Below are 26,442 nucleotides of genomic sequence, written 5' to 3' on the forward strand. Positions count from 1 at the left end.
GGTGACGCACAAGCTACGTCGCTCTCACCAGGCACGCAATACGTAAACACATTTACGCAAAAAACACACGAGGCTGTCGATGTAATGCGTAAGGCATGCAAGTGAAACGCAGAAAATCAACAGCCGACCGCGGATATAGTGCGTTCATGGTACGCAAACTCGTGCAGGTGGCCCAGAAAGTCGGGGTCAGCGAGGCGACGGTGAGCCGGGTGCTCAACGGCAAGCCCGGAGTGTCGGACAGCACCCGGCAGGCGGTGCTGACCGCCCTCGATGTGCTGGGCTACGAACGCCCCACCCAACTGCGGGGCGTACGCGCCCGGTTGGTGGGCCTGGTGGTGCCCGAGTTGCAGAACCCGATCTTCCCCGCGCTGGCGGAGGTCGCGGGCGGCGCCCTGGTGCAACTCGGCTTCACCCCGATCCTGTGCACCCGGTCCGCGGGCGGGCTCACCGAGGCCGAGTACGTGACGATGCTGCTCGACCAGCAGGTCTCCGGCGTCATCTTCTGCGGCGGGCTCAGCACCGACGAGAGCGCGGCCCTGCTCCAGCGCGGCGTCCCCGTCGTGCTGCTCAACGCCGCTGTCGAACACGGCGGTTTTCCGCAGGTGTCGACCGATGACGTGGCCGCGGTCCAGCAGGCCTACGCCCACCTCACCTCACTCGGCCACACCCGCATCGGCCTGCTCGTCGGACCCGCCGACCACAGCCCCTCCCGCCGCAAAGCCGCCGCCTTCACCACCCTCGCCCACCACCACAACCACAACCAGAGCCGGGCCAAACACACCACCACCACCGACACCCACCCCATCGGCCACGCCCTGTTCTCCTTCGAAGGCGGCCAGGCCGTCGCCACCGAACTCCTCGCCACCGGCATCACCGCCCTCATCTGCGGCAGCGACGTCCTCGCCCTCGGCGCCATCCGCGCCGCCCGACGCCAAGGACTCACCGTCCCCCACCACCTCTCCGTCGTCGGCTACGACGACTCCGCCTTCATGAACTACACCGACCCACCCCTCACCACCCTGCGCCAACCCATCGAAGCCATGTCCCGCGCCGCCGTCACCCTCCTCGCCAACCAGATCAACGGCACCAACCCCACCCCCAAAGAACTCCTCCACGAACCCGAACTCGTCGTCCGCCACTCCACCGCACCCGCCCCCACCACCCACACCGGCAAACGCTGAGCGGCATACGATTCGGCGTCCCGCGGCCCCCCCCGGGACGCAGGGAAAGCGCCGAGCAAGAAACCGACCGAAAAGTTTCGCCGCATTCAGCCGCGTCCGCCCGCGAGCCACCGGCAAGCCGACGTCCTGACAGGTCAGGGCACTTGTCGCAGGCAGCACCCGGATTCCGTACTCCGGAGCCGGTATTCCGCGGAAGCCTCCCGGCGCATTGCACAGCAGTTACCGCCGGGCTACGGTGCGGCTCACTCAGGCCACCCCCCTTCCCTGCTGCGGAGCCCATTCATGCCCGAATTCCCCCGGGGTACCCGGCTGCCCAGAACAGCGCCGGCCGCGATCATCGCGCTCCTCGCGCTGCTGGCCGCCCTCGTCAGCTGGACCGCCCTGCGCGCGTCGGCGTCCACCGCCGGCACCGTCTACGAAGCCGAGTCGGCGGCCCTGTCCGGCGGCGCCGTGATCGCCACCGAGCACACCGGCTACACCGGCAGCGGCTTCGTCGCCGGCTACACCGACACCGACAAGGGCAGCGCCGCCACCACCTTCGCCGTCACCGCCCCGGCGGCCGGCGGCTATGTCTCGACCCTGCGCTACGCCAACGGCACCACCGCCGCCCAGACCCTCTCGGTCTACGTCAACGGCGCCAAGGTCACCCAGATCTCGCTGCCGGCGACCGCCGACTGGAACACCTGGGGCACCTTCGCCACCCCGGTCACCCTCAAGTCCGGCGCCGACACGGTGGCCTACCGCTTCGACAGCACCGACAGCGGCAACGTCAACCTCGACAACATCACCCTCGCCGCCGCCGCGGCCCCGCAGGCCGGCCAGTACGAGGCCGAGTCCGCCGCGCTGTCCGGCGGTGCCGTCATCGCCGGCGACCACACCGGCTTCACCGGCAGCGGCTTCGTCAGCGGCTACACCGACGGCAACAAGGGCAACGCCGCCACCACCTTCTCCGTGAGCGCGGCGGGCGCCGGCAGCACCCCGGTCACGCTCCGCTACGCCAATGGCACCACCACGACCCGCACCTTGTCGGTGTACGTCAACGGCACGAAGGCCACCCAGATCTCGCTGCCGGCGACCGCCGACTGGAACACCTGGGGCGCCGCCTCGCAGAACCTGACGCTCAAGGCCGGCGCCAACACCGTGGCCTACCGCTTCGACAGCGCCGACAACGGCAACGTCAACCTCGACAACATCACCGTCGGCACCACGACCCCGACCACCCCGCCGACCACCCCGCCGACGACGCCGCCGACCAGCCCGCCCCCCGGCGGCGGCCAGGTGTACGACGCGGCCACCGCCTTCTTCACCGGCGGCCCCTCGGTCGCCACCTCGATCTCCGGTTACGCGGGCAGCGGCTACCTGACCGGCTTCACCGCCCAGGGCGCCCAGACGCAGATCGACACGGCTGTACCGTCGGCCGGCACCTACGCGGTGTCCGTCGCGTACGCCAACTCCGCCGGCTCGGCGCAGACCCTGTCGCTCTACCTCAACGGCATCAAGAACGGCCAGCTCAGCCTGCCCGCGGGCAGCGGCTGGCTGTCCCTCGCCAAGTCCGTCACGCTGCGCTCGGGCCTGAACCTGATCGGCCTCCAGCACGACTCGGGCGACACCGGCAACGTCGCCGTCGACGGTGTGGGCATCACCGGCGGCACCGCCCTCGCCGCCCAGGGCGCCACCGTGCCCTACACCGAATACCGCGCTGCCGACGCCACCACCAACGGCAGCGTGCTGCCGGTCAGCCGCACCTACCCCTCGCTCAGCGCCGAGGCCACCGGCCGCAGCGCCGTCCAGCTCACCGGCACCGGCAAGTACGTCCAGGTCACCCTCGCCAAGCCGGCCAACTCCGTGGTCGTGCGCTACTCGATCCCCGACACCGCCTCCGGATCGCCCACCACCGCCCCGCTCGCCCTCTACGCCGGCAGCACCAAGGTCACCGACCTCACCCTGACCAACAAGTTCTCCTGGCTGTACGGCGGCGGCTACTACGACACCAACAACCCCGGCGACGGCTCCGGCCACCACTTCTACGACGAGGTCCGCTTCAAGAACGCCGCGACCTGGCCGGCCGGCACGGTCCTGAAGTTCCAGAAGGACAGCACCGCCGGCGGCACGTACACCGTGGACACCATCGACACCGAACTGGTGGACGCGGCCTACGCGATGCCCGCCGGCTACGTCTCGGCGGCGACCTACGGCGTGAACCCCGGCGGCGGCGACGTCACCGCGGCACTCAACAGCGCGCTCGGCGCGGTGTCCGGCACCGGCCAGGGCCTGTGGCTGCCGGCGGGCACCTACGGCATCTCCGGCCGGGTCAGCCTGAACAACGTCTCCCTGCGCGGCGCCGGGCAGTGGTACACCACCCTCCAGTCCACCGCGGAGAACGGCGCCGGCGGGCTGTACACGACCGGCGGCCGCAACCAGATCGCCGACCTGTCCGTCTTCGGCGACCACACCTTCCGCAACAACGACCAGGGCGCGCCCGCCATCGAAGGCGCCTTCACCTCCGGCTCGCTGATCCTCAACGTGTGGATGGAGCACGCCAAGGTCGGCCTGTGGGCGGTGCCCGGCAACGGCCTGGACGTCGCCGGCGTACGGGCCCGCGACATCTACGCCGACGGCATCCACGTCCACGGCGGCAGCTCCGGCTCCCGGGTCGAGCAGTCCAACGTACGCAACACCGGCGACGACAACATCGCCCTCGACACCGAGGGCGGCAACGTCACCAACTGCACCGTCTCCCACAACACCGCGCAGAGCCCGATCCAGGCCAACGGCATCGGCGTCTACGGCGGCGGAGGCAACGTCATCGAGAACAACGCCGTCAGCGACACCGTCGCCTTCGGCTCCGGCATCACCATCAGCACCGCCTTCGGCCAGAACTTCTCCGGCCCCACCACCGTCCGCAACAACCTGCTCCTGCGGGCCGGCTCCCACCACTCCAACTGGAACTCCGACATCGGCGCCCTGTGGATCTTCGCCGACGCCCAGGGCGACATCACCCAGCCGATAGCCGTCACGGGCAACACCCTCAAGGACAGCTCCTACCAGGCGGTCCTGCTCAGCTTCGGCCACACGATCAGCAATCTGACCTTCGACCGCGACACGATCACCGGCGCCGGCACGTACGGCTTCGACATCAACAACGTCACCGGCAGCATGACGGTCAGCAACACCACCGTCAGCGGCGCGGCCTCCGGCGGCCTCAACAACGCCGGTGGCTACACGATCAACCGGGGGTCGGGCAACTCCGGCTTCTGACCGGGCGACCACCCTCGGGCACACCCCCCCACACGCTGCCCGGCCGCGCGCCCTCCCGCGCGGCCGGGCACGCGCACGCGGGGAGCCGCGCCCCGATCGACCATGAGAAGCGTGATATTTCTGCAAACGCACCGCCGTCGCCCGCGTGATACAGCAGAATCATCCCCACGGACTTCACACTGAGTGAGCACTCCGTCCCGGGAGTACGCGCTCGGACGACAATCGGGGGAATTCGTGAAAACGCAGAGCGCACGCAGACGCTCGCTCCTCATCCGCTTATCCGCGGTGCTGGGAATGCTGGCGGCGATGCTGGCCGTGGCGGTGGGTGCCGCCTCATCGGCGAGCGCGGGCACCGACACCTATCCGGCGTACTGGGCGGCTCCCACACCCATGGACTCGACATTCGACTCCTGGGGCGAGTACAACCGCGAATGCACCTCCTACGCCGCCTGGATGCTCCACTCGGTCAACGGCTTCGAGATGCCCTTCCACGACAACGCCTCGGGGTGGAAGGCCGACGCGCAGGCCCGCGGCTACGCCGTCAACTCCACTCCCGCGGTCGGCGCGATCGGCTGGCGGATGTCGTCGGCCACGGTCGGCCACGTCGTCTGGGTCGAGTCGGTCAACGCGGGCGGCACGGTCACCGTCGAGGACTTCAACTCCGGCTACACCGGCCTGTGGGGCGAGCACACGGTCACGGCGGGCACCTACCAGTACCTCCACTTCAAGGACATCGTGAATTCCGGCGCCGGTGGCGGCACCGCCACCCCGCCTCAGGACAGCGACGCCGACGGCGTGCCCGATGCCGACGACCTCGCCCCGACGGTGGCCGGACCCGCCGGCAACCGCGGCATCCCCGACTACTCGACCCAGGTGTCGGGCGATTTCAACGGTGACGGCAAGGCCGACGTCGCGGCCTTCTACGACTACGGCGGCAGTACGACATCGCTGTTCGTCTTCTACGGTAGGGGCAGCGGCTTCTCGGACCCTGTCCCGGTGTGGAATTCCGGCGCCGGAAACTGGGCGTGGTCGCATCTCAAGCCGGTGTCGGGCGATTTCAACGGTGACGGCAAGGCCGATATCGGGGTCTTCTACGACTACGGCAGTTCCACGACGTCGCTGTTCGTCTTCACCGCGACCGGCAGCGGCACCGGCACCGGCTTCGCAGAGCCGGTCCAGGTCTGGACGTCCGGCTCGGGGAACTGGTCCTGGGCGAACACCAAGCCGGTGGCGGGCGACTTCAACGGTGACGGCAAGGCCGACGTCGGGGTCTTCTACGACTACGGCAGTTCCACGACGTCGCTGTTCGTCTTCACCGCGACCGCGACCGCGACCGCGACCGCGACCGGCAGCGGCAGCGGCACCGGCACCGGTTTCGCGGAGCCGGTCCAGGCGTGGAGTTCCGGCTACGGGAACTGGGCATGGTCGCACGTCAAGCCGGTAACGGGCGACTTCAACGGCGACGGCAGGGCCGACATCGAGGTCATGTACGACTACGGAGGCAGCAGTACGGCCCTCATCGCCTTCACCGCCTCCGGCAGCGGCTTCTCCGCGCCGGCCACGGTCTGGAGCTCCGGCGCGGGCAATTGGGAGTGGGGCGGCTCGGACCAGCTCGCCGGCGACTTCAACGGCGACGGCAGCGCCGACATCGAGGTGCTGTACGACTACGGTTCCTCCAGCACCTCCCTGCTGCTCTTCGCCGGCCTCGGTGACGGCGGCTTCGCCGCACCGGTACCGGTGTGGAACTCGGGCTCGGGGAACTGGTCCTGGGCGAACACCAAGCCGGTGGCGGGCGATTTCAACGGTGACGGCAAGGCCGACGTCGGGGCCTTCTACGACTACGGCTCCAGCACGACCAGCCTGTTCGAATTCCCGGGCGGCCCATCCGGAGTCACCAGTCCGGCCTCCGTCTGGAGTTCCGGATACGGCAACTGGGCGTGGAGTCACATCCTGACCGCCTGAGGCGCGCGCGGGACCCGGGCTGACCGCGGGTAATAAATGACACTGGGTCACATGAACGATGCTCACAGTGAGACCGGTGCGGCCGGCCCCGGTGTTCCCAGCCCCGCGGAGGCGCTGCCCGGCCTCGATGAGGACCAGCTGCACGTGCTGGGCGAGGTCGGGCGGGCCTGGGCGCTGGTGTCGGGCGGTCCCGGCGGGCAGCGGCACGCGCTGCCGGTCGATCCCGACCTCGGCGCCTTCCCGCCGTCCGAGGCCATCGGCCCGGACCGCTTCGGCCGCATGGTCAGCGTGGCCCCGCTGGGTCCCGGCACGTCGCCGGCCGACGAGGGTCCCGCCGCGGGCGCGAGCCGCCTCGCCCAGCGCCTGCGCCACGCGGTGATCGGGGCGCCGCTCAAGAGCACCGCGGTCACCCGCGAGCGGATGCGCAAACTGGTGGCGCTGCCGGTGCTGTCCGCCGACGCGCTGTCCTCGGTGGCGTACGGCCCCGAGGCCATGCTGGCCGTGCTGGTGCTGGCCGGAACCGCGGGGCTGGACTACACGACGCCGATCGCGGCGGCGATCGCGTTCCTGATGCTCGCGGTCGGGGTGTCCTACCGGCAGACGATCCGCGCGTATCCGCACGGCGGCGGCTCGTACATCGTGGCGAGCGACAACCTCGGCCGCGTACCGGGTCTGGTGGCCGCCGCCGGGCTGATGACGGACTACATCCTCACCGTCGCGGTGTCGATCGCCTCGGGTGTCGCCGCCATCACCTCCGCGCTGCCGTCGGTGTCCGGCTACACCGTCCCGATGGGCGCGGGCGTGATCGCGCTGCTGCTCGTCGGGAACCTCCGCGGGCTGCGCCAGGCGGGCGCGCTGTTCGCCGCCCCGACCTACGCCTTCATCGTCGCGGTGTTCGCCCTGATCGCGGTGGGCCTCCACGACGCCGCCGGGCGGGACTTCCACGCGACGGCGACCCCGCACCTGAACGCCACCGAGGGTGTCGGCGTCCTCCTGGTGATGCGCGCCTTCGCCTCCGGCTCCACGGCCATGACCGGCATCGAGGCGATCTCCAACGCGGTGCCCGCCTTCCAGCCGACGGAATGGCGCAACGCCCGCACCACCCTGACCTGGATGATCGGCCTGCTGATCACGATGTTCGCGGGGACCACGGCCATCGTCGTCCTCGACGGTGTCGTGCCCCGCTCCGACGAGACCGTGCTGTCGCAGCTCGCCCACCGCAGCTTCGGCTCGGGGCCGATGTACGTCTTCACCCAGGCCGCCACCGCGGCGGTCCTGCTGCTGGCCGCGAACACCGCCTACAACGACTTCCCCCGGGTGCTCTTCCTGCTGGCCCGCGACGGGCACGCGCCGCGGGCGTTCCTGCGGCTGGGCGACCGGCTCGCGTTCAGCAACGGGATCACCCTGCTGTCGGTGGCCGCCGCCCTGGTCTTCGTCGCCTTCAGCGGCGACACCGCCTCGCTCATCCCGCTGTACGCGGTCGGGGTGTTCCTCGCCTTCACGCTGTCGCAGGCCGGCATGGTGCGGCACTGGTGGCGGCTGCGCGACCGGCACTGGCGCAAGAGCCTGTTCTTCAACGCCACCGGCTGCCTGCTGTCCGCCCTCGTCTTCATCACGGCGGGGATCACCAAATTCACCGAGGGCGCCTGGGTGGCGATCATCGCCGTGGGGGTGTTCCTGATGGTGACGATGAGCATCCACCGGCACTACACGGCGGTCCGCGCGGCGCTTCGGCTGCACCCCCAGTCGATCGAGATCCCGATGTCGCACGACGGCCGCCGCTACGAGCCGCGCCCGCCGGAGCCGCCCGCGGAGGAAGCCGGTGCGGAGGAAGCCGGTGCGGAGGAAGCCGGCAAGGAGGGCGCCGAACGGGATGGTGCCGGTGAGGCGGACGCCGGGGGGACGGTCGGGGAGGACGAGGAGAGCCCCGAGGAGATCCGGCACCTGTCGATCGTGCCGATCTCCACGCTGGACCTGGCCGGCATGCGCGCCCTCGCCTATGCCGCCTCGCTCCGGCAGCCCGTACTGGCCCTGCACCTGAGCCCCAGTGAGGCCGAGGCCGACCGCTTCCAGAGGTACTGGCACGTGTGGGGCGACCACCTGCCCCTGGAGGTGCTCGTCTCGCCCTACCGGGCGACGGTGGCGCCGCTGGTCAACTACATCGAGGCGCTGCACGAGCAGCAGCCGCGCCTGACCCTGACCATCATCGTGCCGGAGATCGTGACGCGCCGCCGCCGGCACCGCTTCCTGCACAGCCGCACCGCGAACCGCTTGCAGCGCGCGCTGCGCCCGCTGCCGAAGATCGTCGTCACGACCGTCGCGTACCACGTGTAGCCGGTCGCCGACCGTGGCTCGCCGTGTCGGCGGCGGCCTCGCCGTACGGTGGCCTGCGTGGCGGACGACACGGACGAAAAGGGCGAGGCGGGCGGCGCCGGGGATCCCGCCGGGCCGCCGCACACACGGGCCCGGCACCCGGTGTGGTGGCTGGTGTCGGCGGCGCTGATCGCCGCCGCGGTGCTCATCGCGGTGGACCGGCGGCAGGACCTGCTCTCGGCCCGGCATCTGATCGCGACCGCCCGGCCGGAGCGGCTGGCCGTCGCCGCCTTTTTCGAGGCGCTGTCGCTGGCCTGCCTGGCCGCCCTGCAATGGCGGCTGCTGCGGTTGGGCGGCGCCCGCCTCGGGCTCGGCCTGGTGGGCGTCATGATCGTGGCGGCCAACGCGGTGGCCGGTGCGCTTCCCGGCGGCGCGGCATTCGCCGCCGCCTGGCAGTTCGGGCAGATGCGGCGGCGCCGGGTGCCGCCGGTGCTCGCCGGGTCGGTCCTCGCGGTCGCGGGGCTCCTGTCGGGTATCGCGCTGGTCGTCCTGCTGGTGGCCGGAGTCCTGGCCGGCGGTACGGCGGGGCCCGCCGGTGTGCGCACCGCGGTGCTGTGGCCCGCGGCCTTCCTCGTGCTGCTGACCGCGGCGGGGGCCGCCGCGTCGCGGCTCAGGCCGGTACGGCGCCGCGCGTGGCGGCTCTGGCGGCGCCTCGGGGTCCGATCCCGGCGGATGTGGGAGATCGAGGACGGGCTGTCCCACCTCGTCCGCCGGCTGCGGACCGGGCGGCCGGGCGTACGCCCGTGGCTGGTGCCGTTCACCCTGGCCGCGGCCAACTGGATCCTCGACGCGGCCTGCCTCGCCGCCTGCGCGTGGAGCCTGGACATCACGCTGCCCTGGCCGGGCACGCTGGTCGCGTACACGCTCACCCAGATGACGGGAGCCCTGCGGCTCACCCCCGGCGGGCTCGGCATCGTCGAGACCAGCCTCGCCGCGCTCCTGGTCCTCTACGGGCTGCGGGCCGACCAGGCCATCGCGGTGACGCTCCTCTACCGGATCGCCAGCTACTGGGCGCTGCAACCGATCGGCTGGGCGGGCTGGCTCGGCCTGACGATCGCCGCGCGCCGCCGGGCGCGGGACGGGGCGGGCGGACACCCGGGGGGATGACGCCGGGAGGACGCGCGCCGCGGCGGCCCGCGGGTGACTATGGAGGACAGGGGGCGTGCCGCAGCGAGCGAGGTGGTTCCGTGGACCGGCCAGCGATCACCGTCTCCGGCCTGAGCAAGCAGTTCGGGCAGTTGACCGCACTGGACTCGGTGGACTTCGACGTCGAGCCGGGGACGGTCCTGGGCCTGCTGGGGCCGAACGGCGCGGGCAAGAGCACCGCCATCCGCATCCTGACCACCATCCTGCCGCCGAGCGCCGGCCGCGCCGAGGTGCTCGGGCACGACGTCGTCCGCGAGCCCGCCACCGTACGCGCCCTGATCGGCCTGGCCGGGCAGTACGCGGCGGTGGACAAGAACCTCACCGGCCGGGAAAATCTGCGGCTGATCGGGCGCCTCACCCATGTACGCCGCTCCCGGGTACGCGGGCGGGCCACCGAGCTGCTGGAACGCTTCGAGCTGACCGACGCCGCCGACCGCCCCGCGCGCACCTACTCCGGCGGGATGCGCAGACGCCTGGACGTCGCGGCGGCCCTGGTCCCCGACCCGCCGGTGCTCTTCCTCGACGAGCCGACCACCGGCCTCGACCCGCAGAGCCGCAAGGCCCTGTGGCAGCTGATCCGCCGGCTGGTCGCCGACGGAACGACCGTCCTGCTCACCACGCAGTATCTGGAGGAGGCCGACCAACTCGCCTCCCGGGTCGTCGTCATCGACCACGGCCAGGTCATCGCCGACGACACCCCCGCGCTGCTCAAGTCCCGGCTGGGCAACACCGTCATCGAACTCGACATGGCCGGCGCCGACCGCGCGGAACAGGCGGCGGATCTGCTCCAGGGCCGCTTCGAGGAGCCACCGCACGTGGACGGCCCCGGCGTCAGCCTGGCCTCGCGCGACGGCTCCCGGCCGCTGCTGGAAGTGCTGCGGCTGCTGGAGACGCACGGCCTGGTGCCCGGCACCGTGGCCGTCAGGGAGCCCAGCCTCGACGACGTCTTCCTCCAGCTGACCGGCCACTCCGGCGGGGCGGATCCCATCGCGGACGGCCCGCGGACCGGAAGCGCCTCATGACCGGCGCCGCCTCCGCCCCGTACAAGGAGCGCCAGGAGTCGCTGACCCACGCGGCGCCGCGCCTGGTGCGCACCGCCCAGGACGGCCTGGCCGTCGCCTGGCGGAACCTCATCGGACTGCGCCGGGTGCCCCGGCTGCTGGTCTTCTCCACCATCCAGCCGCTGGTCTTCGTGCTGATGTTCCGGTACGTCTTCGGCGGCGTCGTCGCCCCGGCGCTGCACGGGGTCAGCTACGTGGACTTCCTGATCCCCGGCATCTTCGTGCAGACCGCCGTCTTCGGGTCGATGAACACCGCGATCGGCCTGGCCACCGACATGCAGACGGGGCTCATGGAGCGGTTCCGCTCGCTGCCGATGGCCAGATCGGCGGTCCTGGTGGGACGCACCGTCGCCGACCTGGTACGCAATGTCTTCGTCGTGGCGCTGATGACGGGGGTCGGCTTCGCCATCGGCTTCCGCATCCACGCCGGAGTGCTGTCCTTCCTCGGCGGTGTGCTGCTGGTCCTGGCCTTCGGCTTCGCGATGTCGTGGATCTTCGCGGTGGTCGGTATGGCGGTCGGCGACCCGGAAACCGCCCAGGCCGCGGCCTTCCCCGTGCTGGCGCCGCTGGTCTTCGCCTCCGCGGCCTTCGTCCCGGTCACCACCATGCCGGGCTGGCTCCAGGCGTTCGCGGTGCACCAGCCGGTGTCCAGGACCGCCGACGCCGTCAGAGTCCTGGTGCTCGGCGGCCCGGCCACCGCCGACGTCTGGCAGGCACTCGCCTGGGACGCCGGCATCGTGGCCGTGTTCGCGCCGCTGGGCGTATGGCTCTACCGCAGAGCGGTGTGACGCGGACCGCCCGCCGGCCGCGGCTGCCGCGTAAAGCCCCGTCACGACGCTTGTCCTCCCGGTGGAGCGCGCGGTAGTCAGGAGCCCTGTCCTCACCGATGCCCGGTCCCCGCCCCATGGGCGGCGACCGGGCCACGACATGACGGAGGCTCCATGTCCAGACGAAGAGCCCTGCTCCTCGGCCCGTTAGCGGCCCTGTGCGGGCTGATCCTGATGGTGGCGGTACCGCAGTCGGCGCAGGCGTTCAGCGATACCGGCAAGGTCACCGTGGCCGCCAACAGCAGCTACTGCGTCAAGGCCGACGCACACATCGACCACCTCACCCCCGGCCTCCTGTCCGGGGACCAGGCGTCGTCCGGCGCCACCGCCTACGCGGCGGACTGCGCCACCCCCGTGGCGGTACGCGCCAGGAGCCGGCTGGACCTGCAGTTCTGGAACGAACCCGGCCAGGTCTGGATCACCTGCCTGAGCACCGACTGGGCCTACGGCACGACGGGCAGCGACCAGTGGGGACCCACCGGCCCCGGGACCCTGCTGAGCTACGGCGGCCCGGCCTGCGGACCCGGCTGGTACCGCACCCGGGCCTACGCGTACGTCTACCTCCTGAACCTCGTCACCGGCGGCTACTGGTACGGCGGCTCTACCACCGGCGCCTACGAATGGGCGGACCAGTGACCGCCGCCCGCCCCCGGGCGTAGCCGGCCGCCCGCGGCACACCGGGAAGGTGACGGACCGCGTCCCCTCCCCGGGCGTACGGAACGCGGGTGGGCCGCCCGCGCTCCGTACGGGGGCGGCGGAATCGCGTCACGCCCGCCGGCGCGGAACGGCGGCACAGAAGAGGATTTCGGGCCGGAGGCATTCTTGCTCCGCGGTAAAGCGAGTGCAATGAGCTGTGGACCGGTCCGGATTTTGGTTTGTCAACGGGCCGGGAACGAGACAATGGGGGCATTCTTGTCCGTATTGTCGAAGCGACCTGATAAGCCCTGTTCACGAGTTCATCGCCTGGCCATCCTTCTGGGGCACCACCCCATTCGGGTAAGTCCGAGAAGGGAACAGTCATGGCCAGTCTGCCCCGCATAGGCCGCCGCGCCGCCGCAGTCGGCGCGCTCGGCGTCCTCGTCACCACCCTGGGCACCGGTGTCGCCACCGCGAAGCCCGCAGGACCGACGGGCGTCATCAGGATCATCGCCGGAGTTCCGCAGACGATCACGGAATCCAACGGGACCGCGTTCCAATGCCCGACCAACTATGTGATGATCGGCCGTGCCCATTCGGGTGACGAGAATGGTGGAACGACGTACTACTGTGCCCGGATCCTGATCGACGGCTATCAGGTGACCGTCAATCCGGAACCGTGGACGAACGGGCAGAAGGAGAGCACGTCGTCCTTCACCGCGCCCGAGGACGAAGTCATCATCGGGCGCCAGCACTCCGGCGACGAGAACGGCAACACCTCGTACCGCACCGCGTACCTGACCTATCAGGGCCGGGAACTGACCCTGCAGAACCAGCACACCGTCGGCCCGTACCGGGAGAGCAGCAGTTCCTCCACGGCCGCCGCCGGCGAACTCATGGTCGGCCGCTCGCACTCCGGTGACGAGAACGGCAACACCTACTACCAGTACGCGGCGCTCGTCGGCTGATGCGCGACCGCCGGGCCCCGGGACCTCGCGGGGCCCGGCGTGGGCGGCGCGCCGGACGTCAGCCGATCTCCACGCCGTCCGCGGTGCGCGGGGCGGCAGGGGTCTGCTCGTGCTCGCGTGCGGCGCCCCGCGCGTCGTACGCCATCAGCGCGGGCAGCGACGCCGCCAGCAGGCCCACCGCCGCCACACAGGCCGCGCCGCCGGACCACACCGAGGTACGCGCCGAGGTGAGCGCGGCCACCCCGCCGGAGCGGACCTGGCCGAGCTGCGGACCCACTGAGTACGAGAGCAGCTCGATCCCGGCCAGCCGCCCGCGCAGCTCGTCCGGGATCGTCTGGTTCCACATCGTGCTCCGCCCGATGCCGCTGATCATGTCCAGTCCGCCCGCCACGGCCAGGCACAGCAGCACCAGCCAGATCTCCCCGGCCCACCCCGCGAAGACCATGGCCGCACCCCACCCGGCCGCGGCCAGCACCACCATCCGCCCGTGCCGGTGGACCCGGGTCGCCCAGCCGCTGGTCAGACTGACCAGCAGTGAACCCACCGACCCGGCCGCGTACATCAGGCCCAGCGACCACCGGGCGTGCAGGTCGTCGGCGAGGAAGGGGAAGATCGCGGCCGGGTAGGCGAAGAACATCGCCGCCATGTCGATCGCGTAGGTGCCCAGCAGCTCCTTGCGGCTCCAGGCGTAGCGCGCGCCCTGGGCGATGCCGCGCAGCGACGGCGGCGCGGCATCGTGCGCGGCCGGCGAGCGGCGCAGCCCGAGACCGAGGCAGACCGAGACGGCGAAGGTGACGGTGTCGGCGGTGTACGCCCAGCTCAGGCCGGCCCAGGCGATCACCAGGCCGGCCACAGAAGGCCCGGCGATGGCGCCGACCTGATAGCGCAGCGCGTTCAGCGAGGCCGCCGCGGCGAGTTGGTCGCGCGGCACGATCCGCTGCACGATCGCGTCCAGCGCCGGCCGCTGGAGCCCGGTCAGCGCGCTGGACAGCGCCGCCACCACGTACAGCAGCCACACCTCGGGGTGCGGCAGCAGCGTGTTCACCAGCAGTGCGGCGGCCAGCAGGCCCTGCGCCGCCTCGGTGGCGTTGATCAGCAGCTTGCGGTCCATCGCGTCGGCGAGCGCACCGCCGTAGAGCCCGAAGACGATCAGCGGCACCAGCTCCACCGCGCCGATCGCGCCGACCGCGGCGGCGGAACCGGTCAGGTCCTTGACCTGCACCGGCAGCGCCACCACGGTCAGGAAACTGCCGAAGGTCGTGATCACCCCGGCGAGCCACATCAGGCGGAAGTCGCGCGAGGTGCGCCACGGTGTCAGGTCCGGCAGCAGTGCCCTGGCCCGTCCGCCGTTCGGCTTCGCGGGTGCGGCGGGGGAGTCGTCGGTCACAGGGTGGCATGTTCCCTGCCGGCGGCCGTCCGGGCAAAGGATTTTCGGCGGCCCCCGGCCCCCGCTAGCCGGCGTGGTGCCTCTCGTGGTGCGCGAGGGCGAGCCCGAGGCCGAAGAAGGTGGGCGCCCACTCCCCGACGAAGATGCCCCAGCGGTCCGCCCGGGACACACCCGCGGCTTCGGCCTGCATCGACACCGCCCACGCCAGGAGGGACAGGCCCACCGACGCCAGACCCGCGTCGTAGCAGTGCGTGGACCGCAGTCCGTTGTCGTGCAGAAGTTTGACCAGCATGGCGTCTCCCTCGGCAGTGATGGTGCTTCCACCCTCGCCTCCGGGCCGGGTACGCGCCCGGCAGCCGTCACCAGACGGGTGACGTCCCGGTGCCGAGCGCCCTCCCGGCCGGGTGTTCTCCCGCGCCTTGCGCTGAGCCGAGGGCCGGACCGGGCTGCGCCCCTGCCTACTGCCGGCGCTCCACGACGTCGGCGACCACGCAGCTGACGTTGTCGGGGCCGCCGGAGTCGTTGGCGAGGGCGATGAGCCGGCGGGCCGCCTCCCCTGGCTCACCGGCCGCGGTGAGCACCTTGCGGATCCCGTCTGGCGTGCATATCGCGATCGTGCACTGGACGAGCGTGGCCGTCAGCGGCATAACCGCCGAAGCTCCCGCGGAGGCGGGCAGCCGGACTCCCGCGAGGCCCGAGGCGACTGATCACCGCTGATCGAGCGCGGACGATGTTCGTTCGCTCCCCGCCGTCGAAACGACACCCGCCTTACTCCGCCGGGTAGAGCCGCAGCTTCGCAGTGTCTCCCGCGATGGTGAGAACGGTGATCGACAGTTTGTTGCAGGTGACAGGCCCGCCCTGGTCGGGAAGCTGGTCATGCGTTGGGGCGGGCGCCCCCTCAGCACCGCGGCCTGACCAACCGCGGGCTTACACAGCCACAGCGCATCATCGGTCCGCTCGTGGCCAAGCGCGGACGACGGAAGCGTTGGAAGATGATCGCGGCTGGGCAGACCCGGAGCCCCGAACGGCCGGTTCAGGAGAAGGACGGCGCCACAGGAGAATGACTCAGGAGGCGGACGGCTCGATCTCCCCCGCGAAGACGATGACCTGGTCGATGAGGCTCCGCCGCAGATGGACGACGTCCGTTCCCGCCAGGCGGGGGCCTCCATCCGGCGTCGTGAAGACCCACTGGTACCGGGCCCACTCGTCCGGCATGTCAACCGCCGAACAGCGCACCATCGTGCCGGTCCCCGCGGGGTGGCGCCGGATGTCCAGCACGAACTGCTCGACCGCCTCGATCCCCTCACTGCGGCCCAACGGTCCCCAGAAGACCACGTCCGACGTGAGGGCCTGGGAGAGCAGCGCAGTCACATAGCTGTCGTTCGAGGCGTTGAACGCCGAGATGAACGTGTCGATCGCGGACCGCGCGGTTTCTTCCTGCATGCACCAGTAATACCAGTTGCCTCGCGGACCGCGCTCGTCCCGTGAGCCGTCTCCCGACCACGGTGAACCGTCCCGGTCACAGCCTTAGCTATGACGGCTCGCGTCGCCCATCTGCTGGCCGGTCTGCGGTGCAGGTTCTCGGCCGGCTTCGCTTGGACCGGGTGATGTGCCGTCCGGCACCGAGCCGTGCGGAGTCCGCCCTGGCCAAACCGGCCGGGAGCCGGCCGCGCTGCCTGGCAGGAGCACGACGGGCTGCTGCCGGTCATTGTGACGGACGTTCGACGTGACGTATGAGCTCTTCGGCTCGCGAGCTGGACGTCCGCGGGGGTCAGAGCCTTCGGGGGTGGTCGTTCGGTGCACACGGCTCCGCCCCCTCCGGGTGGCGGCTTACCGGGTACCTGCTTCAGTGCTGGGGTGTCGCCGCGTGGCTGCCGTAGGGACGGGTGATGATCTCCATGCCGTGGCCGGCCGGGTCCTGGAAGTACAGCCCGCGCCCGCCGTGGTGGTGGTTGATCTCGCCCGGCTGCTTCATGTGCGGGTCGGCGTAGTACGTGATCCCGGCATGCCGGATCCGCTCGAACGCCGCATCGAACTCATCGTCGGAGATGAGGAAGGCGTAGTGCTGCACGGTGATCGACCCGGCCGGGATGCCGGCGAAGTCCAGAGTGACGCCATTGCTGGTGGTGACGGGGATGAACGGTCCCCACTCGATACCGACCTCAAGGCCCAGGATCCTCGCCAGGAACTCGGCGGATTCCCGGTTGTTCCGGGCGTGAACGATGGTGTGGTTCAACTCGACTGACATGTGCGGAATGCCTCCGTAAGGCACCTCGCGCAAACCCGCCAACTTGGGCACCGCTTAACAAGTTACACCCACGACCTCGGCGACGGCTTCCACGCCTCGGTCGGGCTCAACCGCGCATCGAAGCACCACCCGCTGATGGTCAACCCAGTGGTCGGGCTGCGCTACGACCCCCTGGAACGGCTCCTCGCCGAGATCGCCGGGACCGCATCACCGACGTCGGCCACGATCGCCCACTCGGTTGGCTACCTCACCCCTGGGCACAGCTTCCTGCAACTGCGAGTCGCCGAACCGGGCGACGCGGAACGGGCCGCCGACGAGCTGCACGAACTTGTTCAGACCTATGGCCTGCCGTTCGCCGGGCAGCACGCGAGCACAGATGCCCTGCTGACCGCCCTTCGCGCAGGCGGGAACGTGCCCAACCCCGACCGGACCCGGATTCTCATCCCAGCCCTGCATTTCCTGCGCGGGGACATGAGCCAGACCCGCTCGTGCCTCGCCAACCACGGGCAGAACACGAGCATGCCGGTCGTCGCCGAATACCACCGATTCGCCAACGCGCTGACCACACGACTGTCGGCATGAACCAGAGGTTGCGCAGCCGACTGCCAATGCTCCATCAGCCACGACCACGAAGTTCTGCTGGAGTGCTGGCTGTTCCGGGCCCTGCGCCGGTGTGGGTGTCGTCCCCGGCGCAGGGCGGCGGGTCTCAGTAGTCGGTGCCGCTGATGTCGATGCCGCCGATGAGGGACCCCGACTCCTCGAACCCGCCGTGCGCGCGGGTGATGCCCCACGGGCCGCCGAGGTTCTCGTAGGAGAAGCCCCCGCGGGCCGCTTCCTTGCCGGCGAACCATCCGCTGTCGCTCGTGGCGGCGGCAGCGGGCCCGGCCGCCAGGAAAGCAGCGGCGGCAATACCCGTCAGAGTGATGGCGATGCGACGAAACGTCATGTCTCTCCTCCTGATCTCGGAATGTGCGCTCACCGTCGCCCTTCCCGGCACAAGTCACCCGGCGACCCGCCAGCCTGCCGCCCGAAAGGATGGCGGCCGGATGGCGTATCCAGGGCCGCGGTGCTGTTACTGCCGGTCAGCGCCGCGGGCGCCGACGTAGCTGGCGCATCCGGCGCTACCGGCGTCCGGGCGTCACCACGGTCCAGCTCCACGTCTCCCCGCCGCCGGCCGGCCGGCCTCGCCCGGCTGGGCCCCGTGTCCCCGTGACGCGGAGACCGGGGCCCGGCGCGGTCAGCCGGCCGCCGGGTCGGCGGCGGCGAGGCGGCGCAGGGCGACCTCGGCCAGCAGCGCGGCGCCGTCGGGCAGCACCGAGTCGTCGAAGGCCGCGTCCGGGGCGTGGTTGCCGGGGGCGGTGGCCGGGTCGCGGCCGGGCGGGCAGGCGCCGAGGCCGGTCATCACGCCGGGGATCTCGGCGAGCACCCGGCCGATGTCGTCGGAGACCAGCGCGGGACGGCCGCCGCGCAGGAAGCGCTCGGCGCCGAAGAGGTCGGCCACGGCCGCGCCGACCAGATCGGCCTCGGCGCCGTCGTTCACGGTCGCCGGGTACCCGGCGGTGTACTCGGCCCGTACCTCCAGGTCGTGGGCCGCGCCGATGCCGTGCGCGATGCGCTCGGCGACCGCCGCGAGCCGGGCCAGCGTGTCGTCGGACAGCGCGCGCAGCGTCGCCTCGATCCGGGCCTGCGCGGGCACGATGTTGGGCCGGGTGCCGGCGTGCACGCTGCCGACAGTGAGCACCACCGGATCGAACGGGTCGAAGCGGCGGGCCGGCACCGCGCTGAGCGCGGTGACGAGTTCGGCGACCGCCGGGATCGGGTCACGGGCGCGGTGCGGCCAGGCGCCGTGGCCGCCGGCGCCGTGGAAGGTGACGGTCAGGGTGCCGTTGGCGGCCAGCGCGGGTCCCGCGGTGTTGCTGAACTGCCCGGCCGGCGCGGACGCGCTGGAGTGCAGGGCGTAGGCGGCGACCGGGCGGCTGCCGGTGGTGTCGAGCAGCCCCTCCTCCAGCATCAGCCGCGCCCCGTCGTGGCCCTCCTCTCCCGGCTGGAACATCAGCAGGACGTCGCCCGCGAACCGGTCCCGCCGGGCGGCCAGCAGGTGCGCGGCGCCGACCAGCATCGCGGCGTGCTGGTCGTGGCCGCAGGCGTGCCGGGGGCCGTCGGGGAACGGCAGCGCGTCCAGGTCGGCCCGCAGCAGCACGGTCGGCCCGGGCCGCGCGCCGGACACGACGCCGACCACGGAGGTCAGCGCCGTGCCGGTGCGCAGCTCCAGGCCGAGGCCGTCGAGCGCGCCGAGGACGGCCTGCTGGGTGCGGGGCAGGTGCAGGCCGGTCTCGGGGTGGTCGTGGACGTCGTGCCGCAGCCGGTCGAGTTCCAGCGAACGGGCGTCCTCCAGCAGGCCGTTCATCCCGCGCTGCCCCGCAGCGCGGGCAGCACCGTCTCGGCGATCCGGTACGCCTCCTCCAGCAGGGGGTTGCCGGACAGGATGAAGGTGTCCACGCCCAGGTCCTGGAATTCCCTGAGCCGCTCCACGACCTGCTCGGTGCTGCCGACGACGGCGGTGCCGGGTCCGGGGCGGAACAGGCTCATGCCCGGCCACAGGTTCGGGTGCTTGACCAGCTCCCGCGCGTGCGCGGGCACCCGGCCGCCGTGCTGGCGGAACTGCCGCGCCCAGCCCTCGCCGTCCTTGCCCTCCGGGTCGCCGAGCATCCGGGTGTACGTGGCCTGGCTGGTGACGTCGAGCAGCCGGTCGGCGGCGGCCCACGCCTCGTCCTCGGTGTCCCGGACGATCAGGTGCAGCCGCAGGCCGAGCCGCAGTTCGCGGCCGTAGTGCGCGGCGCGCTCGCGCACCCGGTCCAGCTTCTCCTTCAGCAGGTGCGGCGGTTCGCCCCAGGTGAGGTAGACGTCGACGTGCTCGGCGGCCATCTCGATGCCCGGCGCGGAGGACCCGCCGAACCACAGCGGGGTGTGCGCCCCGCCCTGGATGGGGGTCAGTTCGCGCAGCGAGGCGCCGGCGTTGGCCAGTTCGTAGAACCGGCCCTTGTGGTCGAAGACCTGGCCGGCGGTGAGCCGCTTGACGATGTCCCAGTATTCGGCGCTGAGTTCGTAGCGCTCGTCGTGTTCGAGGTGCAGCCCGGCCTGGCGCAGCGCTTCGGTGGACCCGTTGACGACGTTGAAACGCAGCCGGTCGGGGCCGAAGAGATGGGCGAAGCTCAGCGCCATCTTGGCGAGCATGGTGGGGGAGATCAGCCCGGGGTGCACCGCGAGCAGCGGCTTGAACGAGGGGCGGGTGACCGCGGCGACCGCGCTGGCCAGCGGCCACACGTCGTAGAGGTCGGTGGCGAACAGCGCGCCGTCGTAGCCCAGCCGGTCGACCGCGACGCCCAGTTGCTGGAGGTAGGCCAGGTCGATGCTCCGCCGGCCGGCGGGCTCCCACGGGTAGGCGCCCTCGCGCGGAATGATGTACCAGAGGATTTCGGGGGTGGGCACGGTCACTTCTCCGGGGATTCGGGGGCTTCGAGGGCCTGCGCGGCGGCGTCGAGGGCCTGCGCCGCGGCGGTGTCCAGGCCCGGGTGGCGGGCGTCGGCGACCGTGATCGGCCGGGCGAGGAAGCCGGCCTCGGCGAGGATGTCGGCGGCCTCCTGCTGCTCGGCCACGAAGGCGTCGGAGACCGGTTCGAGCCGCCAGGGCAGCGCGGCCAGCGCCTCGCGCCAGTCCGCGGCCGAGCCGCCCTGGTCGGCCGCTGCGATGTCGGCGGCCTCGTCCAGGTGGCCCGCGGCCCAGTCGTCGGCGGCCTGGAGCGCCCGGATGATCAGCCCGACCAGCTCAGGGCGGGTGTCGGCCAGGTCGCGGCGGGTGAAGAAGACCGAGCGGTCGGCGATCAGGTCGCCGGCCTCGGCCAGGGTACGGACCCGGCCCTCGCGGCGGGCGGCGGACAGCTCGGCGCCCTGTCCCACCCACGCGTCGATCGAGCCGTCGAGCAGCCGCGCGTAGGAGTCGGCGGCGGAGCGCTCGGCGGTGATGTCGGAGCCGTAGGAAAAGCCCTCCCGCGCCAGCGACTTGGCCACGAAGTGGGTCTGCCAGGAGCCGATCGCCAGGTGGACGGTACGGCCCTTGAGGTCGGCGACGGACGCGATGTCGCTGTCGGCGCGGACCAGCAGCGCGCCGTGGCCGGGGCGCGGCGCCGACACGGCGGCGTAGACCAGGTCGTAGCCGGCCGCCTGCGCCGACAGCGGCGGGGTGGAGCCGGTGCCGCCGAAGTCGATGGTGCCGTCGGCCAGTGCGGCTGCGGTGTCCAGGCCGCCGACCTGGTGCCAGGCCACGGTCTCGCCCGACGGGCGGAGCAGCTCCTCCAGCAGGCCGAGCCGCGACAGGTGGTAGAGGGAGGGATTGGCCTTGTGGACACCGACGTTGACGGTCATGCGGGGAACTCCTCGGAAGTGGTGGGCGTGGGCGCGCCTGTGTGGACGCCGAGTTCGGTGAGCAGCCGGGTGCGCAGCGCGGCGAACCGCGGGTCGGCGCTGTCGCGCGGGTGGTCGATGGCGATCCGCTCGTCGGTCGCCAGCCGGCCGTCGCGCAGCACGGCCACCCGGTCGGCCAGCCGGATCGCCTCGTCGACGTCATGGGTGACGAGCAGCACGGCGGGCCGGTGGCGGCGGCACAGCTCGCCGACCAGGTCGTGCATCCGCAGCCGGGTGAGCGCGTCGAGGGCGGCGAACGGCTCGTCCAGCAGCAGCAGTTCCGGCTCGCGGATCAACGCCCGCGCCAGGGCGACGCGTTGGGCCTCGCCGCCGGACAGGGTGGCGGGCCAGGCGTCCGCGTGCCCGTCGAGGCCGACCTCGGCCAGCGCGCGCCGGCCGGTCTCCTTGGTGCGCGGGCCGCGCGGCAGCGCGACGGTGACGTTGGCCAGCACCTTCTTGGACGGGACCAGCCGCGGTTCCTGGAAGACGACGGTACGTGCCTCGGGGACCAGCACGGTGCCGGCGTCGTGCCGGTCGAGAGCGCCGAGGATGCGCAGCAGCGTGGTCTTGCCGGTGCCGCTGGCGCCGAGCAGGGCGAGGAATTCGCCCTGGGCGATGTCCAGGTCCAGGCCGTCCAGCACATCGCGGGCGCCGAAGGTGCGGCGCAGGCCCCGGATGCGGACGGCGGCCCGGCCGCCGTGCCGGTCCTCGGCGGTGGCGCTGTCCTGCTTGTGCCGGGCGGTCCCGGCCAGTGTCTCGCTCATCGCGCCGCCCCCTGGTTGCGCCACGGCATCAGGAACCGCTCCAGCAGCCGGGCCGTGCCGTCCGCGACCAGGCCGATCAGGGCGTAGATGAGGATGCAGACGGTGAGGATGTCGGTGCGGGAGTATTCCTGCGCGGTGGACATCAGGTAGCCGATTCCGGCCGTGGAGTTGATCTCCTCGGCCGCGATCAGCGCGATCACGCTGAGCGTCATCGACAGCCGCAGCCCGGACAGCAGCGCGGGCAGCGCGCCCGGCAGCACCACCTCGCGGACCAGCGCGAGGCGGCCCATGCCGAAGCTGCGCATGGCCTCCACCAGCTTGCGGTCGGTGTTGCGTACGCCGCCGGCCGCCGAGACGTACATCGGGAAGCTGGTCGCCACCGCGATCAGCACCACCCGGGCGGTCTCGCCGATCCCGAACCAGACCATGAACAGCGGCACCAGGGACAGGAAGGGGATGGTCCGCAGCAACTGGAGCGAGGAGTCGAGCAGTTCCTCGCCGAGCCGGGAGAATCCGGTGACCACGCCGAGCACCAGCCCGATCGACGCGCCTATGGCCAGGCCGAGTCCGGCCCGGGTCAGCGAGACGGACAGCGCGTCGCCGAGCTGGCCGCTGGTCCACAGCTCCCTGAAGGCGGACAGCACCTGGCGGGGCGAGGCGAGCAGCGACGGGCTGAGGGTGCCGGACGCGGACGCCCAGATCCAGGCCAGCACCAGCGCCACCGGGCCGAGCAGCCGCAGCCCCAGGCTCAGCGCGCGCGGGCGCGGCCGGGCCACCTTGGGGCGCGGTGCGACCAGCCCGGGTGCCTCCGGGTCCGCCGACGTGCCGATGGCCAGGGTGCTCACTTGGCGCTCGCCGCGGTCGCGTTGATGTCGATCACGTGCGGCTTGACGTCGAAGGCGCCCTTGGTGATCTTCTGGTCGGCGAAGAACTGCGCCACGGTGGCGAAGTGCTCCAGCTGGGTCGCACCGATCGGCTGCGCGGTGCCGAGCGCCTTGTCGATCGGCAGTTCCACGGCCTTCTGCGCGTCGCTGACGGCCTCGGGACCCGAATCGGTCTTGACGTTGAGGTACGCCTCGGGGTTCTGCTGCTGCTTCACCCCGGCGTCGTGGAGGTAGGTGTAGAGCGCCTTGACGATCTCGGGGTGCTGCTCGGCGAAGCCGTTGCGGACCGCCCAGACGGCGTAGTTCTCCGAGCCGACCTCGCCGCCGGTGGTCAGGAAGCGCGCGCCGGAGTTGGCGATGGTCGGCACGGAATAGGTGGCCCAGGTGGACCAGGCGTCCACCTGGCCGGAGTTGAACACCGGGCCGATCTGGTTGGGCTGGAGGTAGACCCGCGTGACCTTGTCCACCGGGATGTGCTGCTGCTCAAGGGCCTTGAGCAGCAGGTATTCGCTGGTGCCGCCGTGCCAGACGGCGACCTTCCTGCCGACCAGGTCGCTGACGGTGTTGATGCCGGAGTCCTTCTTCACCAGGATGCCCTCGCCCAGCTTGTCGGGGTCGACGGCGGCGAAGAGCTTGAAGCCGGGCGTCTGGGCCAGCGCGGCGATGGCGGAGGTGATCGAGCCCTCGGCGAAGTCCAGCGCGTTCGCGTCGAGTTCCTGCGCGGCGGGGGCGAACGCGCCGGCCGTGCCGGTCCACGCCACCTTGGCGTGCACCTTGGCCAGGGCCTTGTCGAGCGAGCCGTCCTTGCGGCCGAGGGCGAGCACCCCGGAGTTGCCGCCGTCGGGGAGCCGGACCGTGACGGTGGCGCCGCCGTCGGCGGTGTCCGCGCGGGCCGAGCCGGTGGAGGACGAGGAGCAGGCGGCCAGGCCGAGGGCGGCAAGCAGGGAGGTGGTGGCGAGGGCGAGCTGACGGACGTTCACGGAGGTTCTCCAGGAGATGGCGTGCCGGAAGGCCGGCGCGGGGTTCAGGGGGTGGCGGAGGAGGCGGTGGCGAGGGGCGGGCCGGCCGGACCGGGGGCCTCGGCGCGGGACGCGCGCAGTTCGCGGGCCAGACGCAGCGGCTCGTGGTTCGCCCAGCCGGCGACGTCCACCGGGGCGGGCAGGAAGCCCTGCGCGGACAGGAACCGCTCCTGCTGGGCCAGCAGCGTCAACCGCTTCTGGCTGAGGTCGAGTTGCAGGCTGCCGGCGGTGCCGTCGCGGTAGGCGCCGGCCACTCCTTCGGGGCCCGCCCCGGTCTCGGCGCCGAGGATGCGGGCGAGGTCGCCGGGGTGGGCCGCGGCCCAGTCGGCGGCTTCGAGCAGGACGGCCAGGAAGCGCACCACGAGGTCGGGGCGCTCGTCCAGCAGCCGCTGGTGGACGGTGATCGGCCGCGGGGTGCCGTTGTTCACCCGGGACCTGCGGTCGGGTACGGCGTCCAGGTCGATCGCGACCTCGGCCCCGTACCGGCGGGCGGTCTCGACGGCCACCGCGCCCTTGACGTAGACCGCGTCGACCCGGCCGTCCCGCAGCGCCGCCAGCTCCCCTTCCCACTGGCCCTCCCGGACCCCGGGCACCTCGACCAGCTCGGCGTCGGCCAGTGTGAGACCGGCCAGGCCGAGCGCGCCGGCGTGGCCGTGCAGGGCCATGGCGCGCCAGAAGTCGATGGCGATGTCGTGGCGTGGGACGGCCAGCCGCCGGGAGCGCAGCTGCTCCGGAGTCCGCAGGTCGCTGTCCTCGCGCACCAGGATGGACTGCCGCTCCTCGATCCAGGTCAGCGCGATCACCCTGGTCGCCTCGCCGCGCGAACGGGCCCACAGCGCGGGGACGTTGCCGCCCTCGCGGAAGAGCGCGGTCAGTTCGTGGGTGAAGTGGCTCTGCGGCAGCCCCCCGGTGTCCTCCCGGTCGGCCGCGTCGCGCAGCGAGCGCACCGCGATGCCGTCGGCGGCGAACTCCGCGGCCAGGGTGCCGCGGTCGGCGGCGATGCCGGTGGCGGTCGGGACGGGGCAGCGGGTGAACCAGATCTCGTCCGGATCGGACATGGGTGCTCCAGGCAGCGGGAGGGCGGGGACGGGCTCAAAAGGGGGCGGGCGGGCGCACGGAGCACACCACCACGCGAGAAGTCGTACGGGAGCGGGCGCGGCGCCGGTCAGCGACAGCTGGCGCCGCGGGACCGGCCGAGGTCCAGGTACAGCCGCGCGCACAGCACCGAGCGGAACGGGCTGAGCAGGCCGGGCGTGGTCATCACGGGTGCTCCCTTCCGTTCCGGTGCGTGTCCTGCGGTCTGCAACGGAGGCTGGCACACGTATTCGACCGAAAGCAACCTTTCCCACGATGTGGGATCCACTTCACGGGTGAGAGTTCACGGCCGGAGACGCGGCGCAATGTTCTGGCAACAGTTGCCAGATCGTGGCAGCCTCCGCATGCTTGGGCCATGACGACGGATGCGCGCACCAAGGCTGCCGACGCGCCACCGGGAGCGCAGGCGGTGACGCGCGCACTCCGGCTGCTGCACTGTTTCCGTGACAACGCGGGCGAGCTGAGCGCGTCCCAACTCGCCCGCCGCATGGAGCTGTCGGTGTCCACCGCACACCGGCTGGCCCGTACGCTGGTCGCCGCCGGCTTCCTGGAGCAGGACGAGCACAGCGCCCGCTACCGGCTCGGCCCTTCCGTGGCGGAACTGGGCCAACTCTCGCTCCACCAGCGGGGCATGCACCGGGCGGTGCCCGAACTCGACGCGCTGGCAAAGGCGACGGGCACAACGGCCGACCTGGCCATCCGCAGCGGCGCCCACGCGGTGATCCTGGTCGGCGGTTCCGTCAACCCGGCCGCGGGCCTCGGCCTGCGCCGCCCGCTGCACTCGACCGCGCTCGGCAAAGTGCTGCTGGCGTGGGCGCGCCCGGGCGAGCAGGAACTCGGCGACCTGCCGCCGCTGCACGCGCACACCGACCGCACCATCACCGCACTGGACGATCTGCGGGCCGAGTTGGACCGGGTGCGGGCGGCGGGGTACGCGCTCAACGACGGCGAGTCGGCCTACGGGGTGCGGACCGCGGCCGTCCCGGTGCTGGACGCGGCCGGCCACGCGCACGCCGCGCTCGCGGTACGCTCCACCCCCGACGTGCTCACCGACGCCCGGCTGCCGTGGTTCGTGGCCCGCGCCCACGCCTGCGCCGCCGCCCTCGAAGTGCTGCTGCTGCCCCCGTCGCAGCGCCGCTCCCACACCGCCGACTGACCCCCGGGCCGACCGCG

At 72.0% G+C, this 26,442-nt stretch carries 24 protein-coding genes; 11 read left to right on the forward strand and 13 right to left on the reverse strand.

Annotated elements, in window-relative coordinates; translation table 11 throughout:
• Positions 1-146: 146 nt before the first annotated feature.
• The 9 genes from OHA86_RS34240 (at position 147) to OHA86_RS34280 (ending at position 13,412) form a co-directional block, all read left to right on the forward strand.
• Entirely contained in the window at positions 147-1,181 is a 1,035-nt protein-coding gene (locus OHA86_RS34240; protein ID WP_329181635.1) for a LacI family DNA-binding transcriptional regulator, read from the forward strand.
• Between the two features lie 282 nt (positions 1,182-1,463).
• On the forward strand, positions 1,464-4,439 hold the full coding sequence (locus tag OHA86_RS34245; RefSeq protein ID WP_329181636.1) for a CBM35 domain-containing protein: 2,976 nt from the start codon (positions 1,464-1,466) through the stop codon (positions 4,437-4,439).
• Between the two features lie 294 nt (positions 4,440-4,733).
• A complete protein-coding gene (locus tag OHA86_RS34250) occupies positions 4,734-6,401 on the forward strand; it encodes an FG-GAP-like repeat-containing protein (protein WP_329182666.1) in 1,668 nt (555 codons plus the stop codon).
• A gap of 51 nt (positions 6,402-6,452) precedes the next feature.
• Positions 6,453-8,735: an APC family permease gene (locus tag OHA86_RS34255; protein WP_329181638.1), complete on the forward strand. Its 2,283-nt coding sequence runs from the start codon at positions 6,453-6,455 to the stop codon at positions 8,733-8,735.
• Positions 8,736-8,792: 57 nt separating this feature from the next.
• A complete protein-coding gene (locus OHA86_RS34260; RefSeq protein WP_329181639.1) occupies positions 8,793-9,881 on the forward strand; it encodes a lysylphosphatidylglycerol synthase transmembrane domain-containing protein in 1,089 nt (362 codons plus the stop codon).
• 80 nt (positions 9,882-9,961) lie between these two features.
• Positions 9,962-10,942 carry an ATP-binding cassette domain-containing protein gene (locus tag OHA86_RS34265; protein ID WP_329181640.1) on the forward strand — a complete coding sequence of 327 codons (981 nt, stop codon included), beginning with the start codon at positions 9,962-9,964 and terminating at the stop codon, positions 10,940-10,942.
• The gene (locus OHA86_RS34270) at positions 10,939-11,769 is read left to right on the forward strand and encodes an ABC transporter permease (protein ID WP_329181642.1); all 831 of its coding nucleotides are present in this window, start codon (positions 10,939-10,941) and stop codon (positions 11,767-11,769) included. The genes OHA86_RS34265 and OHA86_RS34270 overlap by 4 nt, the downstream gene beginning before the upstream one ends.
• Before the next feature lie 153 nt (positions 11,770-11,922).
• On the forward strand, positions 11,923-12,444 hold the full coding sequence (locus tag OHA86_RS34275; RefSeq protein ID WP_329181644.1) for a hypothetical protein: 522 nt from the start codon (positions 11,923-11,925) through the stop codon (positions 12,442-12,444).
• 383 nt (positions 12,445-12,827) lie between these two features.
• Entirely contained in the window at positions 12,828-13,412 is a 585-nt protein-coding gene (locus OHA86_RS34280) for a hypothetical protein (RefSeq protein ID WP_329181645.1), read from the forward strand.
• 58 nt (positions 13,413-13,470) lie between these two features.
• Here the strand turns inward: OHA86_RS34280 and OHA86_RS34285 are convergent, their stop codons facing one another.
• From OHA86_RS34285 to OHA86_RS34305, 5 genes are all read right to left on the reverse strand, one after another.
• The gene (locus OHA86_RS34285; RefSeq protein ID WP_329181647.1) at positions 13,471-14,799 is read right to left on the reverse strand and encodes an MFS transporter; all 1,329 of its coding nucleotides are present in this window, start codon (positions 14,797-14,799) and stop codon (positions 13,471-13,473) included.
• Between the two features lie 64 nt (positions 14,800-14,863).
• Positions 14,864-15,091, reverse strand: coding sequence for a hypothetical protein (locus tag OHA86_RS34290; protein WP_329181649.1), 228 nt, complete (start codon positions 15,089-15,091; stop codon positions 14,864-14,866).
• A 166-nt stretch (positions 15,092-15,257) separates the two neighbouring features.
• Positions 15,258-15,446, reverse strand: coding sequence for a hypothetical protein (locus OHA86_RS34295; protein ID WP_329182701.1), 189 nt, complete (start codon positions 15,444-15,446; stop codon positions 15,258-15,260).
• A gap of 418 nt (positions 15,447-15,864) precedes the next feature.
• Complete coding sequence (locus tag OHA86_RS34300; protein ID WP_329181651.1) at positions 15,865-16,242, reverse strand: nuclear transport factor 2 family protein; 378 nt, start codon at positions 16,240-16,242, stop codon at positions 15,865-15,867.
• Positions 16,243-16,645: 403 nt separating this feature from the next.
• Positions 16,646-17,047 carry a VOC family protein gene (locus tag OHA86_RS34305; RefSeq protein WP_329181654.1) on the reverse strand — a complete coding sequence of 134 codons (402 nt, stop codon included), beginning with the start codon at positions 17,045-17,047 and terminating at the stop codon, positions 16,646-16,648.
• A 135-nt stretch (positions 17,048-17,182) separates the two neighbouring features.
• Between OHA86_RS34305 and OHA86_RS34310 the strand changes: the two genes are divergently transcribed.
• Positions 17,183-17,629, forward strand: coding sequence for a hypothetical protein (locus OHA86_RS34310; protein ID WP_329181656.1), 447 nt, complete (start codon positions 17,183-17,185; stop codon positions 17,627-17,629).
• 124 nt (positions 17,630-17,753) lie between these two features.
• Here the strand turns inward: OHA86_RS34310 and OHA86_RS34315 are convergent, their stop codons facing one another.
• From OHA86_RS34315 to OHA86_RS34350, 8 genes are all read right to left on the reverse strand, one after another.
• Positions 17,754-17,993 (reverse strand): hypothetical protein, encoded by a 240-nt coding sequence (locus tag OHA86_RS34315; RefSeq protein ID WP_329181658.1) that lies wholly within the window; start codon positions 17,991-17,993, stop codon positions 17,754-17,756.
• A 291-nt stretch (positions 17,994-18,284) separates the two neighbouring features.
• Complete coding sequence (locus OHA86_RS34320; RefSeq protein WP_329181660.1) at positions 18,285-19,454, reverse strand: M20 metallopeptidase family protein; 1,170 nt, start codon at positions 19,452-19,454, stop codon at positions 18,285-18,287.
• Positions 19,451-20,542: an LLM class flavin-dependent oxidoreductase gene (locus tag OHA86_RS34325; protein ID WP_329181662.1), complete on the reverse strand. Its 1,092-nt coding sequence runs from the start codon at positions 20,540-20,542 to the stop codon at positions 19,451-19,453. The genes OHA86_RS34320 and OHA86_RS34325 overlap by 4 nt, the downstream gene beginning before the upstream one ends.
• Positions 20,539-21,468 carry an ABC transporter substrate-binding protein gene (locus OHA86_RS34330; RefSeq protein ID WP_329181664.1) on the reverse strand — a complete coding sequence of 310 codons (930 nt, stop codon included), beginning with the start codon at positions 21,466-21,468 and terminating at the stop codon, positions 20,539-20,541. The genes OHA86_RS34325 and OHA86_RS34330 overlap by 4 nt, the downstream gene beginning before the upstream one ends.
• Positions 21,465-22,271, reverse strand: a complete 807-nt coding sequence (locus tag OHA86_RS34335; RefSeq protein WP_329181665.1) for an ABC transporter ATP-binding protein — start codon at positions 22,269-22,271, stop codon at positions 21,465-21,467. Before OHA86_RS34335 ends, OHA86_RS34330 begins: the two co-directional genes overlap by 4 nt.
• A complete protein-coding gene (locus OHA86_RS34340) occupies positions 22,268-23,116 on the reverse strand; it encodes an ABC transporter permease (protein WP_329181667.1) in 849 nt (282 codons plus the stop codon). Before OHA86_RS34340 ends, OHA86_RS34335 begins: the two co-directional genes overlap by 4 nt.
• Positions 23,113-24,135 carry an NrtA/SsuA/CpmA family ABC transporter substrate-binding protein gene (locus tag OHA86_RS34345; RefSeq protein ID WP_329181669.1) on the reverse strand — a complete coding sequence of 341 codons (1,023 nt, stop codon included), beginning with the start codon at positions 24,133-24,135 and terminating at the stop codon, positions 23,113-23,115. Before OHA86_RS34345 ends, OHA86_RS34340 begins: the two co-directional genes overlap by 4 nt.
• A gap of 44 nt (positions 24,136-24,179) precedes the next feature.
• Positions 24,180-25,232, reverse strand: a complete 1,053-nt coding sequence (locus OHA86_RS34350) for an ABC transporter substrate-binding protein (RefSeq protein ID WP_329181671.1) — start codon at positions 25,230-25,232, stop codon at positions 24,180-24,182.
• A gap of 392 nt (positions 25,233-25,624) precedes the next feature.
• Between OHA86_RS34350 and OHA86_RS34355 the strand changes: the two genes are divergently transcribed.
• The gene (locus tag OHA86_RS34355) at positions 25,625-26,425 is read left to right on the forward strand and encodes an IclR family transcriptional regulator (RefSeq protein WP_329181672.1); all 801 of its coding nucleotides are present in this window, start codon (positions 25,625-25,627) and stop codon (positions 26,423-26,425) included.
• Positions 26,426-26,442: the final 17 nt, after the last annotated feature.

This window comes from Streptomyces sp. NBC_01477, from assembly GCF_036227245.1.
GTDB lineage: Bacteria > Actinomycetota > Actinomycetes > Streptomycetales > Streptomycetaceae > Actinacidiphila.

Excerpts from the sequence above, each read along its gene's own strand:
- OHA86_RS34240 (WP_329181635.1), top strand. The coding sequence starts at position 147 with ATGGTACGCAAACTCGTGCAGGTGGCCCAGAAAGTCGGGGTCAGCGAG.
- OHA86_RS34245 (WP_329181636.1), top strand. The coding sequence starts at position 1,464 with ATGCCCGAATTCCCCCGGGGTACCCGGCTGCCCAGAACAGCGCCGGCC.
- OHA86_RS34250 (WP_329182666.1), top strand. The coding sequence starts at position 4,734 with ATGCTGGCGGCGATGCTGGCCGTGGCGGTGGGTGCCGCCTCATCGGCG.
- OHA86_RS34255 (WP_329181638.1), top strand. The coding sequence starts at position 6,453 with ATGAACGATGCTCACAGTGAGACCGGTGCGGCCGGCCCCGGTGTTCCC.
- OHA86_RS34270 (WP_329181642.1), top strand. The coding sequence starts at position 10,939 with ATGACCGGCGCCGCCTCCGCCCCGTACAAGGAGCGCCAGGAGTCGCTG.
- OHA86_RS34275 (WP_329181644.1), top strand. The coding sequence starts at position 11,923 with ATGTCCAGACGAAGAGCCCTGCTCCTCGGCCCGTTAGCGGCCCTGTGC.
- OHA86_RS34280 (WP_329181645.1), top strand. The coding sequence starts at position 12,828 with ATGGCCAGTCTGCCCCGCATAGGCCGCCGCGCCGCCGCAGTCGGCGCG.
- OHA86_RS34290 (WP_329181649.1), bottom strand. The coding sequence starts at position 15,091 with ATGCTGGTCAAACTTCTGCACGACAACGGACTGCGGTCCACGCACTGC.
- OHA86_RS34295 (WP_329182701.1), bottom strand. The coding sequence starts at position 15,446 with ATGCCGCTGACGGCCACGCTCGTCCAGTGCACGATCGCGATATGCACG.
- OHA86_RS34300 (WP_329181651.1), bottom strand. The coding sequence starts at position 16,242 with ATGCAGGAAGAAACCGCGCGGTCCGCGATCGACACGTTCATCTCGGCG.
- OHA86_RS34305 (WP_329181654.1), bottom strand. The coding sequence starts at position 17,047 with ATGTCAGTCGAGTTGAACCACACCATCGTTCACGCCCGGAACAACCGG.
- OHA86_RS34310 (WP_329181656.1), top strand. The coding sequence starts at position 17,183 with ATGGTCAACCCAGTGGTCGGGCTGCGCTACGACCCCCTGGAACGGCTC.
- OHA86_RS34315 (WP_329181658.1), bottom strand. The coding sequence starts at position 17,993 with ATGACGTTTCGTCGCATCGCCATCACTCTGACGGGTATTGCCGCCGCT.
- OHA86_RS34320 (WP_329181660.1), bottom strand. The coding sequence starts at position 19,454 with ATGAACGGCCTGCTGGAGGACGCCCGTTCGCTGGAACTCGACCGGCTG.
- OHA86_RS34330 (WP_329181664.1), bottom strand. The coding sequence starts at position 21,468 with ATGACCGTCAACGTCGGTGTCCACAAGGCCAATCCCTCCCTCTACCAC.
- OHA86_RS34335 (WP_329181665.1), bottom strand. The coding sequence starts at position 22,271 with ATGAGCGAGACACTGGCCGGGACCGCCCGGCACAAGCAGGACAGCGCC.
- OHA86_RS34350 (WP_329181671.1), bottom strand. The coding sequence starts at position 25,232 with ATGTCCGATCCGGACGAGATCTGGTTCACCCGCTGCCCCGTCCCGACC.
- OHA86_RS34355 (WP_329181672.1), top strand. The coding sequence starts at position 25,625 with ATGACGACGGATGCGCGCACCAAGGCTGCCGACGCGCCACCGGGAGCG.